The sequence below is a fragment of the Acrocarpospora corrugata genome (assembly GCF_009687845.1).
GTDB lineage: Bacteria > Actinomycetota > Actinomycetes > Streptosporangiales > Streptosporangiaceae > Acrocarpospora > Acrocarpospora corrugata.
Genome location: NZ_BLAD01000103.1, coordinates 1 through 15,578, shown reverse-complemented (window position 1 = coordinate 15,578; position 15,578 = coordinate 1). Strand labels below are relative to the sequence as shown.

The 15,578-nt window shown below is 70.0% G+C and carries 14 protein-coding genes; 10 read left to right on the top strand and 4 right to left on the bottom strand.

The window, feature by feature from the left end:
• The first annotated feature begins 152 nt into the window (after positions 1-152).
• On the top strand, positions 153-1,544 hold the full coding sequence (locus Acor_RS37445) for an aminotransferase-like domain-containing protein (RefSeq protein ID WP_170317281.1): 1,392 nt from the start codon (positions 153-155) through the stop codon (positions 1,542-1,544).
• 619 nt (positions 1,545-2,163) lie between these two features.
• Here Acor_RS37445 and Acor_RS37440 read toward each other — a convergent pair.
• From Acor_RS37440 to Acor_RS37425, 4 genes are all read right to left on the bottom strand, one after another.
• A complete protein-coding gene (locus Acor_RS37440) occupies positions 2,164-3,585 on the bottom strand; it encodes a class I adenylate-forming enzyme family protein (protein ID WP_170317280.1) in 1,422 nt (473 codons plus the stop codon).
• Positions 3,586-3,714: 129 nt separating this feature from the next.
• Complete coding sequence (locus Acor_RS37435) at positions 3,715-5,019, bottom strand: cytochrome P450 (RefSeq protein ID WP_218034738.1); 1,305 nt, start codon at positions 5,017-5,019, stop codon at positions 3,715-3,717.
• Entirely contained in the window at positions 5,016-5,681 is a 666-nt protein-coding gene (locus tag Acor_RS37430) for a sulfotransferase family protein (protein ID WP_155341510.1), read from the bottom strand. The genes Acor_RS37435 and Acor_RS37430 overlap by 4 nt, the downstream gene beginning before the upstream one ends.
• The gene (locus Acor_RS37425) at positions 5,678-6,730 is read right to left on the bottom strand and encodes an alpha-hydroxy acid oxidase (RefSeq protein WP_218034737.1); all 1,053 of its coding nucleotides are present in this window, start codon (positions 6,728-6,730) and stop codon (positions 5,678-5,680) included. Before Acor_RS37425 ends, Acor_RS37430 begins: the two co-directional genes overlap by 4 nt.
• A gap of 83 nt (positions 6,731-6,813) precedes the next feature.
• On the opposite strand from Acor_RS37425, the gene Acor_RS37420 reads away from it, so the two are divergent.
• The 9 genes from Acor_RS37420 to Acor_RS37385 form a co-directional block, all read left to right on the top strand.
• Positions 6,814-7,359 carry an RNA polymerase sigma factor gene (locus Acor_RS37420; protein WP_218034736.1) on the top strand — a complete coding sequence of 182 codons (546 nt, stop codon included), beginning with the start codon at positions 6,814-6,816 and terminating at the stop codon, positions 7,357-7,359.
• On the top strand, positions 7,352-8,044 hold the full coding sequence (locus Acor_RS37415) for a zf-HC2 domain-containing protein (protein WP_155341509.1): 693 nt from the start codon (positions 7,352-7,354) through the stop codon (positions 8,042-8,044). The genes Acor_RS37420 and Acor_RS37415 overlap by 8 nt, the downstream gene beginning before the upstream one ends.
• Before the next feature lie 101 nt (positions 8,045-8,145).
• Positions 8,146-8,706: an RCC1 domain-containing protein gene (locus tag Acor_RS43740; RefSeq protein ID WP_218034735.1), complete on the top strand. Its 561-nt coding sequence runs from the start codon at positions 8,146-8,148 to the stop codon at positions 8,704-8,706.
• Positions 8,652-9,146, top strand: coding sequence for a hypothetical protein (locus Acor_RS43735; protein WP_218034734.1), 495 nt, complete (start codon positions 8,652-8,654; stop codon positions 9,144-9,146). Before Acor_RS43740 ends, Acor_RS43735 begins: the two co-directional genes overlap by 55 nt.
• 61 nt (positions 9,147-9,207) lie before the next feature.
• Positions 9,208-10,188, top strand: a complete 981-nt coding sequence (locus tag Acor_RS37405; RefSeq protein WP_155341508.1) for a hypothetical protein — start codon at positions 9,208-9,210, stop codon at positions 10,186-10,188.
• A gap of 230 nt (positions 10,189-10,418) precedes the next feature.
• The gene (locus Acor_RS37400) at positions 10,419-11,873 is read left to right on the top strand and encodes a family 43 glycosylhydrolase (protein WP_218034733.1); all 1,455 of its coding nucleotides are present in this window, start codon (positions 10,419-10,421) and stop codon (positions 11,871-11,873) included.
• Positions 11,870-13,285, top strand: a complete 1,416-nt coding sequence (locus tag Acor_RS45780) for a family 43 glycosylhydrolase (RefSeq protein ID WP_155341506.1) — start codon at positions 11,870-11,872, stop codon at positions 13,283-13,285. The genes Acor_RS37400 and Acor_RS45780 overlap by 4 nt, the downstream gene beginning before the upstream one ends.
• Before the next feature lie 90 nt (positions 13,286-13,375).
• Positions 13,376-13,582, top strand: coding sequence for a helix-hairpin-helix domain-containing protein (locus tag Acor_RS37390; protein WP_155341505.1), 207 nt, complete (start codon positions 13,376-13,378; stop codon positions 13,580-13,582).
• 18 nt (positions 13,583-13,600) lie between these two features.
• Positions 13,601-15,578: DEAD/DEAH box helicase family protein (locus Acor_RS37385; RefSeq protein WP_170317279.1), on the top strand; the 1,978-nt coding region annotated here is incomplete at its 3' end.

The following is a 15,578-nucleotide window of genomic DNA, read 5'->3' as shown; positions in this document are numbered from 1 at the left end:
GAATGTCACGCCTTCCCGCTGACGGGGGCGGCCGAACAGGGGGCGGCCCACCGCAGCCATCCGTGCCGTCGTTCCACTTCGAGGAGCGGCCACGCTTCGCGAAGTGGGGGCTTTTCATGCGCAACCCGCAGGGACTACGCGTTCCTATCCGAGTGGATCGAAGCCTGCCCACCCCGCTGCACGACCAGGTGGCGCACCAGCTCCGGCAGGCGATCGAATCGGGACAACTGGCCGCGGGCACCCGGATGCCGTCCACCCGGACCATGGCAGAGGTGCTCCAGGTCTCCCGGGGGGTCGCGCTCGCCGCGTACGAGATCCTGTTCGCCGAAGGCTACGTCACCGGCAAACACGGCTCCGGCACCTACGTGGCCCCCCGCGACCGCGCCGAAACCCGCAGCACCCCCCGCACCTCCGCCATCGCCCCCGCGCAGGGCCCCGTCGACCTCACCCCCGGCCAGCTCACCGCCGAAGCGTTCCCGATCGCCGCCTGGCGCGCCGCCTGGCGCCGCGCCAGCCACCACGCGCCGCCCATCGACGAACCGCCCTCCGCCGGCCTGCCCGAACTCCGCCACGCGATCGCCGGCCTGCTCCGCGACACCCGCGGCCTGGTCCTCGACCAGCACGAGGTGATCGTCGTCTCCGGGTACGGCGAGGCGCTCCGGCTGGCCGTACCCGGCGCCGGCGAACGAGCCGTCACCATCGGCCTGGAAGACCCCGCCCCCGCCGAATTCCGCAACGCCCTCGCCCGGCACGCCACCATCCTGCCCGTCCCCGTCGACGGCGCCGGCGCCCGCGCCGACCTGATCCCCCCCGGCTGCGACGCCGTCGTCGTCACCCCAGAACGCAACGACCCGCTCGGCGCCCGCATGTCTGTGGACCGGCGGCACGCCCTGTCCGCGTGGGCCGCCGACAACAACGCCCTCGTCATCGAACCCGCCTTCGACGGCGTCTTCAACCCGAACGTCAACCCGCGCCCCAGCGTCCTCGCCACCGGCGACCCCGCGCGCACCATGATGTTCGGCTCGTTCCGCGACCTGCTCACCCCGTCGCTCCGCCTCGCCTTCCTGGTCGTGCCCCGCCGCCTGGCCGCCACCATCGAGGCCCGCGTGCCGTACGCGCCCGAGCCCCCCTCCGCCATGTGCCAGCAGGTCGTCGCCGACCTCCTCCGCGCCGGCTGCGCCACCCGCCGCATCGACCGCCTCTCCACCCTGTACGCCCAGCGCCGCACCCTGCTCCGCCAGTCCCTCGGCGCGTACCCGGAAACCAGCCTCCTCGGCTCCGACACCGGCACCTCGGCGACCCTGCTCCTGCCCGCCTCCATCCCCGCCGCCCGCCTGTCCCGCACCCTCCGCGACCGCGGCGTCATCACTGCCGACCTCGCCGACTACTACCACCACCGCGCCCGCCCCAAGAACGGCATCATCCTCGGCTACGCCCACCTCGACGAGATGACCCTGCGCCGCGCCCTCCGCATCATCACCAACACCCTCGACGAACAGGGCCTGGCCCGCCGAACCGCCGGCCGGGCCCGAACAGTGGCCTGACCGACGCCCAACACAATGGCCTGACCGATGCCCGACATCACGCTCGTCCCGATCGCCTCTGGCGCTCTCCTCCCGCACTTCCGTGACCTGCCCGCGCTTCGAGCGTCGGGTACCACCCACCCGACCATCCCCCGGATCCACGGCCTCGCCCAGGAGCCCGCCCGCGCCGCCCTCGGGCAACAGCGCCACGTACCCGCAGGGCCAGTAGCAGATCGCCTCACGGGGGGGTGACTCGCTCGCTTGACACGCTCTGACACACCTCAATGATTCCCGGGCCACCCCACCGCGCCCAGCACCACTACGCCGAATGAGCCCACCGCTCGAGTGGTACTGCGACAAGACTCTCGCCCGCAGACCATCCCCACGTACGCGGGGCCGATGTCGCGTCGATGCCGAGGACCTCTTGCATGGCCGGGCCATCCCCGCGCGGGGATGTTCCCGTATGGGAGCAGAGCCCATGAGCGCGCCGGTGGTCGGCCCCGCGCACGCGGGGATGGACCTTTCTCAGGTAGATCGAGGGTTCTGTACGACAAGGTCACACCTGAAGGCACAGGTATGTCGTCACGGACGAACCCCTAATTCAGCGAGATCAGCGGTCATGCCGGGCAACGGCGGCGGGTTAAGGGGTGAGGAGTGGGAGAAGCGTCGCGAGGGCGCGTGTGTCGGGCTTGCCGGCGGGGGTCGTTGGGACCGTGGTGAGGACGGTGATGGTTTGGGGGGTGTGGGAAGCGCTTAAGGAGGACGTGATTAGGGATTGGAGGGCTTGGTCGTCGATTTGGTGGCCGGGGGTCGGGACGACGAAGGCGTGGATGGTGGAGTCGGGGGTGGTGGTGACGTAGGCCTGGGAGACGGAGGGGTGGGTGGTGAGGAGGCGTTCGATGGTGGTGGGGTAGCAGGTTTCGGCGGTGATGGGGATGGTTTCGCCGCTGGTTAGGCGGAGGAGGCCGTCGGGGCCGAGGTAGCCGGTGTCGCGGGTGTGGAGCCAGCCGTCTTGGACGGCTTCGGCGGTCTGGCTGGGGTTGTTCCAGTACATGGACATCATGTGCGGGGTGCGGACCCAGATCTGGCCGGAGTGGTCGCGGATGCTGAGGGTGACGGTGGGGAGGGGGCGGCCGACGGTGGTGAGTGCGTCGGGGCAGGTGGCGATGTCGGTGGGGGTGAGCATGGCGATGAGGCCGCTTTCGGCTTTGCCGTACCCCTGCCAGATGATCGGGCCGAGGCGGTCGATGGCGGCGGCGAGGAGGCCGGGGTCGGCGGGGGTGCCGTTGAGGACGACGGCGCGGAGGGCGGTCAGGTCGGCGGGGTGGTAGTGCTGGGTGGCGAGCAGGACCTGCAGGCGGGGCGCGGGCATCATGGTGGCGGTGACGCGGTGGCGTTCCAGCAGGGCGGGGGTGAGGTTCTCGTCGGTCATGATGGCGGTGCCGCCGGCGACGAGGCAGCGGCCGAGGTAGGTCATCATGACGGGGCTGGCCAGGCTCTCGTAGACGAGGCAGCGCTGGAAGGCGGTCATCAGGGCGGCCAGCTGGGGCGGCCAGTCGTCGCGCTGGTAGGCGGTGCTGAAAGCGCGGTAGGTCTGGGCGCAGCCTTTGGGACGGTCGGTGCTGCCGCTGGTGAAGGTCACGCGGGCGATGTCGTCGGGGCGGGCGCTAGAGGTCAGCGGTTCTGCGGGGTGGCTGCGCAGGGTGGCGGTGTCGAGGATGGGGACGTCGAGGGGGCCGGGGCTGGCGCCGGGCTCGACGATGAGAGCGTCGACGCGGTGGCCGAGTGCGTCGGCGATCTGGGCGGCGCTCCAGCGGGGGCGGAAGGCGGCGACGCGGCAGCCGAGGGCGTGGGCGGCGAGGTGGGCGGCGTACGCGTCGGGGTTGGTGCCGGTCAGCAGGGCGACGCCGTCGCCGGGGCCCAGTCCGGCGGCGCGCAGGCCGGCGGCCATCCTGGCGACCGTGGTGAGGAGTTCACCGCAGGTGATCTCGCGGCCTCCGTGCTCGATGGCGGTACGGCCCGGCGTCATCCGCAGCGCTTCCAGGACGGGGGCGGGGAACATCGATCTCCTCCTGAGGGGGTGACGACGGCGTCGGGATTCAAGTCGCGACGAGGAAAGCCACGTCCGACGAAGTCGCTCCGAATGCGTGTTGATCATGCTCGTCTGTCTCACCCGTGCTCCGCAAGGGGTTCACCGGAACGGCTCGAACGTGGAGACGCCGGTGAAGTGGCGTTCGCACAGGCGTTTCCGCCGGGCGTCCCACACCATGTAGCTGCCGAGCACGAGCTGGACGAGCCCGCGGCCGACGTCTTCCCAGCGGTCCCTGACCCGCAGGAACAGCAGCGCGGACCGGGCGGGTCTGGTTCCGCGCGGCAGCATCAGGCAAGGGCCCCGGTTGGGCAGCGAGCGGGTCTGGGCGGCCGTGCTGTGGAAGGTGAACCGCCGGGTCAGTTCGTCGATCACCGCGCGGAGGGCGATCGGGGAGAGCCGCCAGGCGGGGCAGGGCCGGTTGGCCGCGATCCCGTACGGAATGTGGTTGGCCCGCCTGACGGACAGGCTCTCCCAGCGGCCGGGGTCGAACGTGTCGGGACGGTCGAACCCGGCACGGTGGAAGGCGGGGTAGTTGAAGCAGAGGACCGAGCCCGCGGGCAGCACCGTGGCTTCGTCCACCGTGATGTCGGCGGAGGTGATCCGGTGGGCGATGCCGAACAGCGGGTAGAGCCGGAACGTCTCGTCGATGACGGCCCCAAGGTCCGCGGCGGGGAGCTCCGGATGCCGGGCGAGGGTCATCAGGATGTGCGCGGACGCCTCCGACTGCTGGACGACGGCGGTGTTGAAGAAGGTGCCCTGCAGGTAGAGGGCCTGTTCACGGCGGGTGAGGCCGGGCGGGAGCGGCTGCCGTACGTCGTCGAGGCGGGTGGCCAGGTAGTCGGTGAGGCGGTGGCGGCGGTTCATGTGGCGCAGGCCGCAGCATTTGAGTGCGGTCGCCACGTCGTCGGCGTTGGCGACGATCAGGTCGCGGGCGTGGGGTGGGCAGCGTTCGGCGAAGACGAGTTCGTAGAAGAATTCCGCCCAGAGCGGCATCATCAGGTCGCGTAGCCGTACCAGCCGGGAGTTCGGGAGCTGGGCGGCGCAGCGGACGGCCAGCGCGGTGATCTCGGCGGCGGGCAGGGCGAGGAAGCGCCGGGTGGCGTGGGCTACCTGGTCGTAGCGTTCGCCGGGTTCGAGGTGTTCCTGGTGGATTTCCGCGCCGGGCGACAGCCAGTACCAGAACAGGTCGGACAGCGCGGCGCCGCGGCTTCGGCCGTTGGTCGCCGGGTCGGCGTAGACCTGGCGGAACCGCTCGATCGGCACGAGTTCGCCGGGGATCGGGATGCCCTCCTCGCCGTTGATCCTGGCGAAGATCCACATCCGCAGGCCGACGACCACCCTCGGCAGCCAGTACGGCAGGCTCCCCGCCACCGCCAGCAGCCCGATGACCAGGACCGCCATCATCCCTCCTGGAGTGCTTCCTCCATCCGGGCCGCCACCCGCCCCCAGAACCGGCCCGGGTCGTTCAGATGCGGGTACGATTCCACCGGCACCGGCAGCCCGAGGAAGTCACACAGCGGCTTCCACCCGTCCCCCGGCTGGATCACCAGCAGCCGCTCGGCGGGGACCTCCCGGATCACGGCGGCGTTGTGCTCCTGGTAGACGGCGATGGCGTGGTCCCGGTCGGCGAACCGGCCGTCGAAGAAGCCGTTCCAGATCATCCGCCGGTGGAAGGCCGTGAACACGTCCAGGCCGGGCACGATCCGCATCGCGTGCTGGGCGCGCGGGTCGGCGCCGCTGCCGAACATCGGGTAGATGGTGCGGTCGACGCTGTCGTACCAGCCCTGGGGTTCCCGGACGGTGAGGATGACCTTGGCGTCGGGGAAAGCGGCGAGCAGTTCTCGCCAGTAGGCCGCGCCGGGCCAGTCGACGGTGGCGCGGTAGCCGCGGAACACCGCACGCCAGTCCACCGGTTCACCCGCGGACGCCGCTTCCCAGAGGGCCAGCCGGTCGGGGTGGTCGAGCACGTGCCGGCCGTGGAAGCACGGGCCGAGGCCGAGCACTTCCAGTGCGGATTTGAGGGACAGCGTCCCGGTCCGGCCGACGCCGACTCCAATGATCTTCACATTGCTCCTCGGAGGACGAGATCGCGCGGCACCGACTCGGTCGAGTCGCAGCCGCACAGTGTGAGCGCGTTGAGCAGTTCGTTGCGGAGCAGGGCGAGCACCCGGGCGACGCCGTCCTGGCCGCCCGCGGCCAGGCCCCACAGCACCGGCCGGCCGATCGCGGCGGCGGTCGCGCCGAGGGCGAGGGCTTTGACCACGTCGGTGCCGCGCCGGATGCCGCCGTCGACGAGCAGCGGGAGCTCCCCGCCGACGGCGTCGGCGAGCACCGGGAGGCGGTCGATGGCGGGCGGGGTGCCGTCGAGCTGGCGTCCGCCGTGGTTGGAGACGATGATCGCGTCGATGCCGTGCCGGAGCGCCAGTTCGGCGTCGGCCGGGTGCAGGACGCCTTTGAGCACGATCGGCAGCGTGGTGACGCCGCGCAGCCAGTCGAGGTGCCGCCAGGAGATCTCCGGGGAGAGCACCACGCCGCGTACGCTGCCGCCGGTCTCGCGCAGGTTCTCGCAGCGGATGCCGGGCGGCAGGTCGTGGAAGTCGTTGCGGTCGCCGCGCTCGTTGCGGCCGAGCGCCGGGGAGTCGACCGTGACGACCAGGGCCGCGCAGCCCGCGGCTTCGGCGCGGCGCACGATCGCCTCGGTGAAGCCCAGGTCGGGCTGGAGGTAGAGCTGGAACCAGAGGGCGGGGTCGTCGGCGACCTTGCGCGCCTCTGCGGCCATGTCCTCGATCGCGACGGTGGCCAGCATCGCGGCGATCATGATGACCCCGGCCTCGGCCGCGGCCCGGACGCTGGCGCGCTCACCATCGGGGTGGGCGAGCCGGTGGAACGCGGTGGGCGCGATCATGATCGGCATGGAGGCCTGGCTGCCGAGCACGGTGCGGCCGAGGCCGGGGGGCTGGTGGCCGCGCAGGATCCGGGGCACCAGGGCGAGGCGGCGGAACGCCTCCTCGTTGGCCCGCATGGTCAGCTCGTCCTGCGCGCCGGACGCGAAATAGTCGTAGTGCACGGGATCGAGGACGGCTTTCGCCGCGGCTTCGAATTCCCGCACATTCACGATGGCCTCCACGCCCGGTTATACGGAGAAAAATCAGCAAAAGATTCACTGAACCGGGAGGAGTCTGGATTCGTCGTAGGCGTGTGGCGTTGTCGGATGAATCGCTGGTCGCGGGGATGGCTTCGGGGGACGCGGAGGCCGCCGCGGCCTTTGTCCGGAGATTTCAGGCGCGGGTCTTCGGGCTGGCCTTGAGCGTGGTCGGCGACATCGGCGTGGCCGAGGAGGTGGCGCAGGAGGCGTTCGTCCGGGTCTGGCGGCATGCCGCGACGTACGATCCGCGGCGGGGGCGGGTGGCGACCTGGCTGCTCACGATCACGCGCAACCTGGCGGTGGACGCCATCCGGCTGCGCCACAAGCACCGGGCCGACCCCGAGCCGCTGCTGCGGGCGCTGCATCCGGCTCCGGCCGAGGATCCGTTCGATGCAGGTCCGTACGGATCCGACCAGCTCCGCGCCGGTTTAATGGCATTACCGGTGGAACAGAGCCGCCCCATCGTGATGTCAGTATTTTACGGACTCACCGCCAAAGAGATCGCCGACCGGGAGGGCATCCCGCTCGGCACCGTCAAGACCCGGATCAGGCGCGGACTGGCCAGACTGCGGCACGAGCTGGGGGTGACCGATGAATGAGACACCGGAGTGCGCGTCCGTACGGGAGCTGATCCCCGAACTCGCCGCCGGGGTGGCCGCGGGCGACGAACGGGCCCGCGCGCTCAGGCATCTGGCCACCTGCACGGAGTGCCACCGCGAATTGGACGCCGCCGCGTTCGTGGTGGACGAGCTGCTGCCGCTGGTCCCCCCGGTGGAGCCGCCGCCCGGGTTCGAGCTGAAGGTGCTGGCCGCGCTGAACCCGCCGCGGCGGCGGCGCTGGCCCGGCCGGTTGCGGCTGGCGGCGGCGTTCGTCGTGGCGATGGCGCTGGGCGGGGTCGGGATGTGGCAGCTCACCGCCGACGACCGCCGGGTGGCCGACAGCTACCGCCGTACCCTGGCGGCGGCCAACGGCCGTTACATGACGGCCAAGACGTTCGCCGCCCCGGACGGCAGCACGGCGGGGCGCATCTTCGCGTATCAGGGCAAGCCTTCGTGGATTTTCATCACCGTTCAGTACGGGACGACCGCCGGGCCGTACACGGTCCGGCTGAGCACGCGGGACGGGCGGAACGAGACGCTGGGCACGATCACGGTGCAGTCCGGGTCCGGCGCGTGGGGGCGCATGATCGATGTGCCGGTGTCGGGGATCGCCCAGGTGAGCCTGACCGGGGCGGACGACCTGCCGTGCCTGGTCGCGGGGTTCAACCCGACCACTACGCACTGATTCTGGCCAGGTAGTGGCGCTGTCCGCCGCGGCTTTGAACCGGTCCAATGGGCAGCGGAGGTGAGCCGATGTCCCGTCAACGGCGTACGTACAAAGCTGGAATGATCTTCTTGATGGCCGTGACCGTCGCGGGCACGGCCGCCGCGGCTCCCAAGCCGAACGACCCGCCGAGCGGCTGGACGCACGCCGCCGCCTGGGGTTTCAACGGGTCGGGTCAACTGGGCGACGGAACCACGATCAACCGCGGCACTCCGGTCGGGGTGAGTGGTCCTGGCCTGGGGTTCGTCCAGGTCGCTTCGGGCGGTGAGCACAGTGCGGCCATCGCCGCCGACGGCACGGTCTACACGTGGGGCGGTTCGCTCGTACCCACCCAGGTCCCCAACCTGACCGACGTCACCGAGATCGCGGCGGGGGTGCGCCACACGCTGGCCCTGCGCGGCGACGGCACCGTCTGGGCGTGGGGCGGCAACAGCGACGGCCAGCTCGGCGACGGCACCACCACCCCCAGGTCGACGCCGGGCCCGGTGCCGGGCCTGACCGGCGTCACCCAGGTCACGGCAGGGTACGGCCTCAGCGCGGCCCGCCGCTCCGACGGCTCCGTCTGGACGTGGGGTTTCAACTACTGGGCCAGCTCGGCGACGGCGCCCAGGCCAACCGCCTGACGCCGATCCGCGTCCCCGGCCTCACCGGCGTGACCGCGATCGACGCGGGCCCGCGCCCCGCCTTCAGCACCTCATCGCACACCCTGGCGATCCGCCCGGTCACCGCACCCAGGTTCCGCCTGGAGACCCGGGAGGACACCCTCGACCTCGCCCCGGGCGGTACGGCGACCGCCGTCATCTCCGTACTCCCCCTCAACGACTCACGCCAGGTAGTGACCCTGAACACCGCCGGCATCGACCTCCCGCCGGGCGTGACAGCAAACTTCGGATCGAAGCTGATATCGGTCGGCGAGTCGGTTACTGTGACATTCACCGCCGACCCCCAAACCACCCCATCGCACGGCAAATCGTCTAGCGTGACCATCATCGGCACAGCCAGCCTCCCCGCTTCCTCCGCGACCACCACTCTCGACATCCGCATCACCGATCCGGTGTCGTGAGCCGCGGCGACTGGCCGTCCGTTGAGATGAGCGGGCGGCCGGTCGTCGAAAGGATCCACCCATGCCAGACATCGACCACCAGCTGCTCGCCGCGGCTCGCCGGGTCCGGCCGGCGGATCCCCGGTTGCGCGGCTGCTGGGAGCACGTGATCAGCGGCATCGAGTACGGCTGGCTCGACACCGCCGACGTGCACGACGTGATCATCCGCCTGCGCGCGGGGCACGACATCGGCTTCGAGCGGCTCTCCTTCGACCGGCTGGGCAACCGGCTCCGGGTCAGCTGCCACGACCAGGAGGACTGGTGCGCGCCGGACGAGCTGGCGGACCTGCTGGCCGGACTGGTCGCCGACCGTTCCCCGCGTGACCTCAGCACGGTCGCGATCGTGTGGTCGCACACCGGCGACGGCGAACTCCCCTACCGGGCGTCGGTCGGCGGGGACGCGCTGACGATCCGGGTGAACGATTTCCCGGCCGAGCCGCTGTACACGCTGATCGTGAACGGGCACGAGTATCTCGACCTGGAGGAGTGGCCGTCGGCCTGGGTCCGGCCCGTGGTTCCCCTGGAGGTGGCGGAGCCGGGGGGACGGCGCCGGACGGGGGTGCCGCTGGACGCCGGGGTGCTGCTGTCGTGGGCGCACACGCTGTGCCGGTTGACCATGGACGATCCCGCACTGGTGGCCGGGGCGCTCGGGCTGCCCGGGGAGCTGGTGCCCCGCCGGGGCGAGATCGCGGTGGAGCCGCCGCCGCCCGGGGCGGCCGAGTTGCTGCTCAGCAGCCGGGCCGGGCGGTTCAGGTATGTACGGGTGCTGCCGTCGTCGACCGCGTTGATCCGGGCTGATCTGGACGCACTGCTTGGGGCCGGGTTCGTGCCGCCCCGGGTGCATTGGGACAGTCCGCATACCCGGGTGTATCGGGTGGAGGTGGCGGGCGCGCCGTACAGCTGCGAGGTGGCCGCCGAGTTCTACTTCACCGAGGAGCCGAAGGCGACGGCGACCGTTCTGGAGGTCAGCCTCCACCGGATCCCCGTCTTCCCGAGGCCATGATGATCATGGAATAGTACTTCGACGGACGGCAAGAAGTGACTGTTATCGCTCACAAAGCCTGAGCCTTCTCAAGGGGCCGGCCTCGTCCGGTGAACGTTTCACGCGCCATCGATGAATCCGCTGGCGCGTTGAGCAGGTTGTTGACAGGCATGCATAGCGGGCCGACCATCCCAGGAAACATCGGAGCACCTTCGGGCGCACAAATGGTTGCGCTAACATCAGGAGGAGTCGTGATCCGAAAATCCCTGGTCGTCCTCGCTGTGCTGCTGCTCGGGCTGGCCCCCGGGCTCCCGGCCTCGGCGGCGACGTCGTACACCAATCCGATCAAATCCCAGAAAGGCGCCGATCCCTGGCTGCGCTACTACAACGGCAGCTACTACCTGATCACCACCTCGTTCACCAACACCCTCGTCATGCGGAAATCTCCGTCGTTGGGGGGACTTGCGACTGCGCCGAGTGTGCAGGTCTGGCAGGACACGACGGCGTCCCGGGGCACCAACATGTGGGCGCCGGAGATCCACCTGTTCAACGGGCGGTGGTATCTGTACTACTCGGCGGGAGCGGTCGGGGCGGCATGCTGTGACAGCCAGCGCACGCATGTGCTGGAGAGCGCGGGCAGCGATCCGCTCGGGCCGTACACGTACCGGAACGTGCTGACCGGGTCCAATCTCTCGCCCGGGGGCTGGCTGATCGACGCCAGTCCGATGCAGCTCAACGGGTCGCTCTACCTGCTCGGCAGCGGTTTCGTGAACGGCAGCGCGCAGAGTCTGGTGATCGCGCCGATGAGCAATCCGTACACGATCAGCGGGAGCGCCTTCAGTCTGATCTCCAGCCCGACCTACAGCTGGGAGACCCAGGGCGGCACGGTCAACGAAGGGCCGGAGGCGCTGCAACGGAACGGGCAGACGTTCGTCGTCTACTCGGCCAGCGCCTGCTGGGGGCCCAACTACCGGCTGGGACAGCTCACCTACAACGGCGGAAACCCGCTCAGCGCCGCCTCGTGGGCCAAGAAGTCCACACCCGTGTTCCAGCAGTCCGGCAGCGTGTACGGCCCCGGCCACAACGGCTTCTTCACCTCACCCAACGGCGCCGAGAACTGGATCGTCTACCACGCCAACAGTTTCTCCAGCGGCGGCTGCGACAACGGGCGTACCACCCGCGCCCAGCGGTTCACCTGGAACTCCGACGGGAGCCCGAACTTCGGCACACCGGTCGGAACCGGGGTGTCCCTGGCGGCTCCGGCCGGGGAGACGGCCAGCACCCCCAGCGCGTACACGCTGGTCAACCGGAACAGTGGCAAGTGCCTTGAGGTGGCCGGCTCCTCCGGCGCGGACGGCGCGAACGTCCAGCAGTGGACCTGCACCGGCGGCACCAACCAGCGCTGGCGGATCGAGGACCAGGCCGACGACACCAGCAGGCTGGTCAACGTGGCCAGCGGCAAGGTCCTGGACGTGAGCAACTGCGGCTCCGCCGACGGCACCAACATCCAGCAGTGGAGCTGGCTCAACAACACCTGCCAGCGTTTCCGGCTGGTGCACACGACGGGCGGTTTCGTCCGCCTGGTCAACGCGGCGACCGGCAAGGTGGCCGACGTCGCCGACTGCGGCGACGGCGACGGCGCGAACGTCCGCCTGTGGACCTGGCTCAACAACAACTGCCAGCAGTGGTCTTTAGGAGCGGCATGAGAATCCTTCGATCCGCGCTCGCGGTGCTGCTGGTGCTGCTCGGCGTCGTCCTGCCGAGCGAATCCGCCGCCGCGGCCACCATCGACACCAACGCCTGGTACCAGCTGGTCAACCGCAACAGCGCCAAGGCCCTGGACGTCTCCGGCGCGGGCACCGCCGACGGCGCGGACATCATCCAGTGGTCCCGCAACCCGTCCGCGACCAACCAGCAGTGGCAGTTCGTCTCCTCCGGCAGCGGCTACTACCGCCTCAAAGCCCGCCATTCCGGCAAGGTCGCGGCCGTGTCCGGCTCGTCCACCGCCGACGGCGCCGACGTCGTGCAAGGCACGGACACCAACGCCACCAGCCAGCAGTGGTCGGTCGTCGACACCACCAACGGTTACGTGAAGCTGATCAACCGCAACAGCGGCCGGGCCATGGACGTCTTCGAGTTCTCCACCGCCGACGGCGGCGACGTCGTGCAGTGGGCCGACCTGAACGGCGTCAACCAGCAGTGGCAGCTCATCCTGGTCGGCTCCACTCCGCCGTCCTCCTACCCCGGCCCCGGCGTCGTCACCGGCAGCACCACCGCGCACGACCCGTCCGTGGTGAAGACCTCGACCGGCTACCTCCTGGCGGCCACCGGCAACAACATCTCCCTGAAAACCTCCACGGACCGTACGGCCTGGCGGGACGCCGGAGTGGCCTTCCCCGGCGGCGCGTCCTGGACGCTGTCGTACACCGGCGGCGGCCCGAACCTGTGGGCGCCCGACATCTCCTACCGCAACGGCCGCTACTACATGTACTACTCGGCCTCCACGTTCGGCTCCCGCAACTCGGCCATCTTCCTGGCCACCAGCCCGACCGGCGCCGCCGGCACCTGGACCCACCAGGGCACGATCATCAGCACCACCTCGTCCAGCACGTACAACGCCATCGACCCCAACCTGATCGTCGACGACGCCGGCGCCTGGTGGCTGAGCTTCGGCTCGTTCTGGACCGGGATCAAGCTCCTCCCGCTCAATTCGGCCACCGGCCTGCGCTCGGGCACAACCCTGCACTCGCTCGCCCAGCGCACCGGCTCCACCGCGATCGAAGCGCCCTTCATCGTGAAACGCGGCTCGTACTACTACCTCTGGGTCTCCTTCGACGCCTGCTGCCAGGGCGCCGCCAGCACCTACCGCATCATGGTCGGCCGCTCCACCAGCGTCACCGGCCCCTACACCGACCGCAACGGAACCGCCATGACCTCCGGCGGCGGCACCCAGATCCTGGCCGGCCACGACTCCATCCACGGCCCCGGCCACCAGGCCGTCATCGCCGACACCGACGGCGACCTCCTCTTCTACCACTACTACGACAACGCGGGAACGGCCCGCCTGGGCATCAACAAGATCGGCTACGACGCCTCAGCCTGGCCTTTCGTCTTCTGACCCCGGCCCGGTACGCCCTGACCACGTACCGGCCCAACCCCCCGCTCCCGCCCTGGAAAGGGCGGGAGCCCACCCACTAGCGTTACCCCGATGACCACCGATTTCCCCAAAGTGGGCGCTCCCGCGGGCCGAGCCCTGGCCAACGCCGGCTACACGCACCTGGAGCAACTGACGGACGTCACGGAGGCCGAACTCCTGCGCCTGCACGGAATGGGCCCAAAAGCCATCGGCATCCTGCGCGAAACCCTCACCCAGCACGGCTTGACGTTCCGAAACGACGGCCAGCCCACTTCGTGATCAGGTACGGTGCCGGCCATGGGCGACCTCGTACCAGGCCTTTACGAGCAACTTGTCACGGATGGGCTGGCGCGCCGCCTGACCGGACATCCCGCTCAGCTCCGCCCCTTTGACCAGGACGAGGCCCCCGGCCTGCTGGCCGCCCACCTCGCCACGCTCACCCGCCGGGCCCTGCGCGCCCTCCGCGGCAAGGACGACGCCGAGAAACTCGCCAAGCAGATCGAGCTGATCAACCGGCTGACCACCGTGATCGGCGGCGTCCTCCCCGACGCCGCGGAAGCCGACGACCTGGTCGCCGCCTCCCACGAGTTGCTCCTGGCCATCACGCGCACCCGGACCCTCAGCGGCGAACCGGCCTTCCCGCAACGCCCCGAGACGCCACTGGCCGGCAGCGCGCTCCTGGTCAACGGGCACGGCCAGCCCAGCATCGGCCACGAACTCAAACGCGAACTCGCCTCCGCCGACCGAGTCGACCTGCTCTGCGCCTTCGTCCGCTGGTACGGCGTCCGCATCCTGGACGACGAACTGGCCGATTTCGTCCGCCGCGGCGGCCAACTACGGGTGATCACGACCACCTACCGGGGCGCCACCGAACGCCGGGCCCTGGACCGGCTGGCCGAACTGGGCGCGACGATCAAAATCTCCTACGAGACCAAGACCACCCGCCTGCACGCCAAAGCCTGGCTCTTCCACCGCGAGACCGGCTTCTCCACCGCATACGTCGGTTCCTCGAATATGTCGAAATCTGCGCTGATCGATGGCCTGGAGTGGAACGTCCGCATGTCCGCCATGGAGCAGAGCCATCTCCTGGACACCTTCGCGGCCACCTTCGAGGAGTACTGGGGCGATCCCGCCTTCGAGACCTACGATCCCGCCACCGAGGACCACCGGCTCCGCCTCGACGAAGCCCTCGGCCTGGAAGGCTCCGACCAGTCGCCGCTGGCCATCGCGTCCCTGGACGTCCGCCCGTACGGCTACCAGAGCGAAGTCCTCGACGACCTCGCCGCCGAACGACAGCTGCACGACCGATGGCGCAACCTCGTCGTCATGGCCACCGGCACCGGCAAGACTGTGGTCTCCGCCCTCGACTACCGCAACCTGCGGGAAGCCGGCGAAGTCGACTCCCTGCTGTTCGTCGCCCACCGAGAGAGCATCCTGCTCCAGAGTCAGGCGACCTTCCGCCAAGTCCTCCGCGAGGGCGCCTTCGGCGAAATGTACGTCGGCGGCCGCAAGCCGGAACACCACCGCCACGTCTTCGCCTCCATCCAGTCGCTCCACCGCCTGGACCTGGAACTCCTGGATCCGACCACCTTCGACATGGTGATCGTGGACGAGTTCCACCATGCCGAAGCCCCGACCTACACCCGCCTGCTCAACCACCTCAACCCCCGGGTCCTGCTCGGTCTGACGGCCACCCCGGAACGTACGGACGGGCAGGACCTCCGGCATTGGTTCGGCGGCCGGACCGCGGTCGAACTGCGCCTCTGGGAGGCCATCGAGCGGCAACTACTCGTGCCTTTCCAGTATTTCGGCGTGCACGACGGCGTGGACCTGTCGGCGGTGCCGTGGAAACGCGGTCAGGGATACGACCTGGCCCGGCTCAGCAATGTGTTCACCGGAAACGACGCCCGCGTCCGGCTGGTCGTGGAAACGCTGCGCCGCAAAGTCGGCGACGTGAGCAGGATGCGGGCGATCGGATTCTGCGTCAGCATCGAGCACGCCGAATACATGGCCGAGCGTTTCAACGAGTTGGGCATCCCCGCCCTCGCGATAACCTCCCGTACGCCGCGGGCCCGGCAGAACGAAGGGCTTCAGGCGCTGCGCTCCCGGCAGGTCAACATCGTCTTCTCGGTCGACCTGTTCAACGAGGGCGTGGACATTCCCAGTATCGACACAGTGCTGTTCCTGCGGCCCACCGACAGCGCCACCGTGTTCCTGCAGCAGCTCGGCCGAGGTCTGCGGCTGGACCGCGGGAAAGCGTGCCTGACGGTATTGA

Excerpts from the sequence above, each read along its gene's own strand:
- Acor_RS37405 (WP_155341508.1), top strand. The coding sequence starts at position 9,208 with ATGCCAGACATCGACCACCAGCTGCTCGCCGCGGCTCGCCGGGTCCGG.
- Acor_RS37415 (WP_155341509.1), top strand. The coding sequence starts at position 7,352 with ATGAATGAGACACCGGAGTGCGCGTCCGTACGGGAGCTGATCCCCGAA.
- Acor_RS37390 (WP_155341505.1), top strand. The coding sequence starts at position 13,376 with ATGACCACCGATTTCCCCAAAGTGGGCGCTCCCGCGGGCCGAGCCCTG.
- Acor_RS43740 (WP_218034735.1), top strand. The coding sequence starts at position 8,146 with ATGATCTTCTTGATGGCCGTGACCGTCGCGGGCACGGCCGCCGCGGCT.
- Acor_RS37435 (WP_218034738.1), bottom strand. The coding sequence starts at position 5,019 with ATGATGGCGGTCCTGGTCATCGGGCTGCTGGCGGTGGCGGGGAGCCTG.
- Acor_RS45780 (WP_155341506.1), top strand. The coding sequence starts at position 11,870 with ATGAGAATCCTTCGATCCGCGCTCGCGGTGCTGCTGGTGCTGCTCGGC.
- Acor_RS37440 (WP_170317280.1), bottom strand. The coding sequence starts at position 3,585 with ATGTTCCCCGCCCCCGTCCTGGAAGCGCTGCGGATGACGCCGGGCCGT.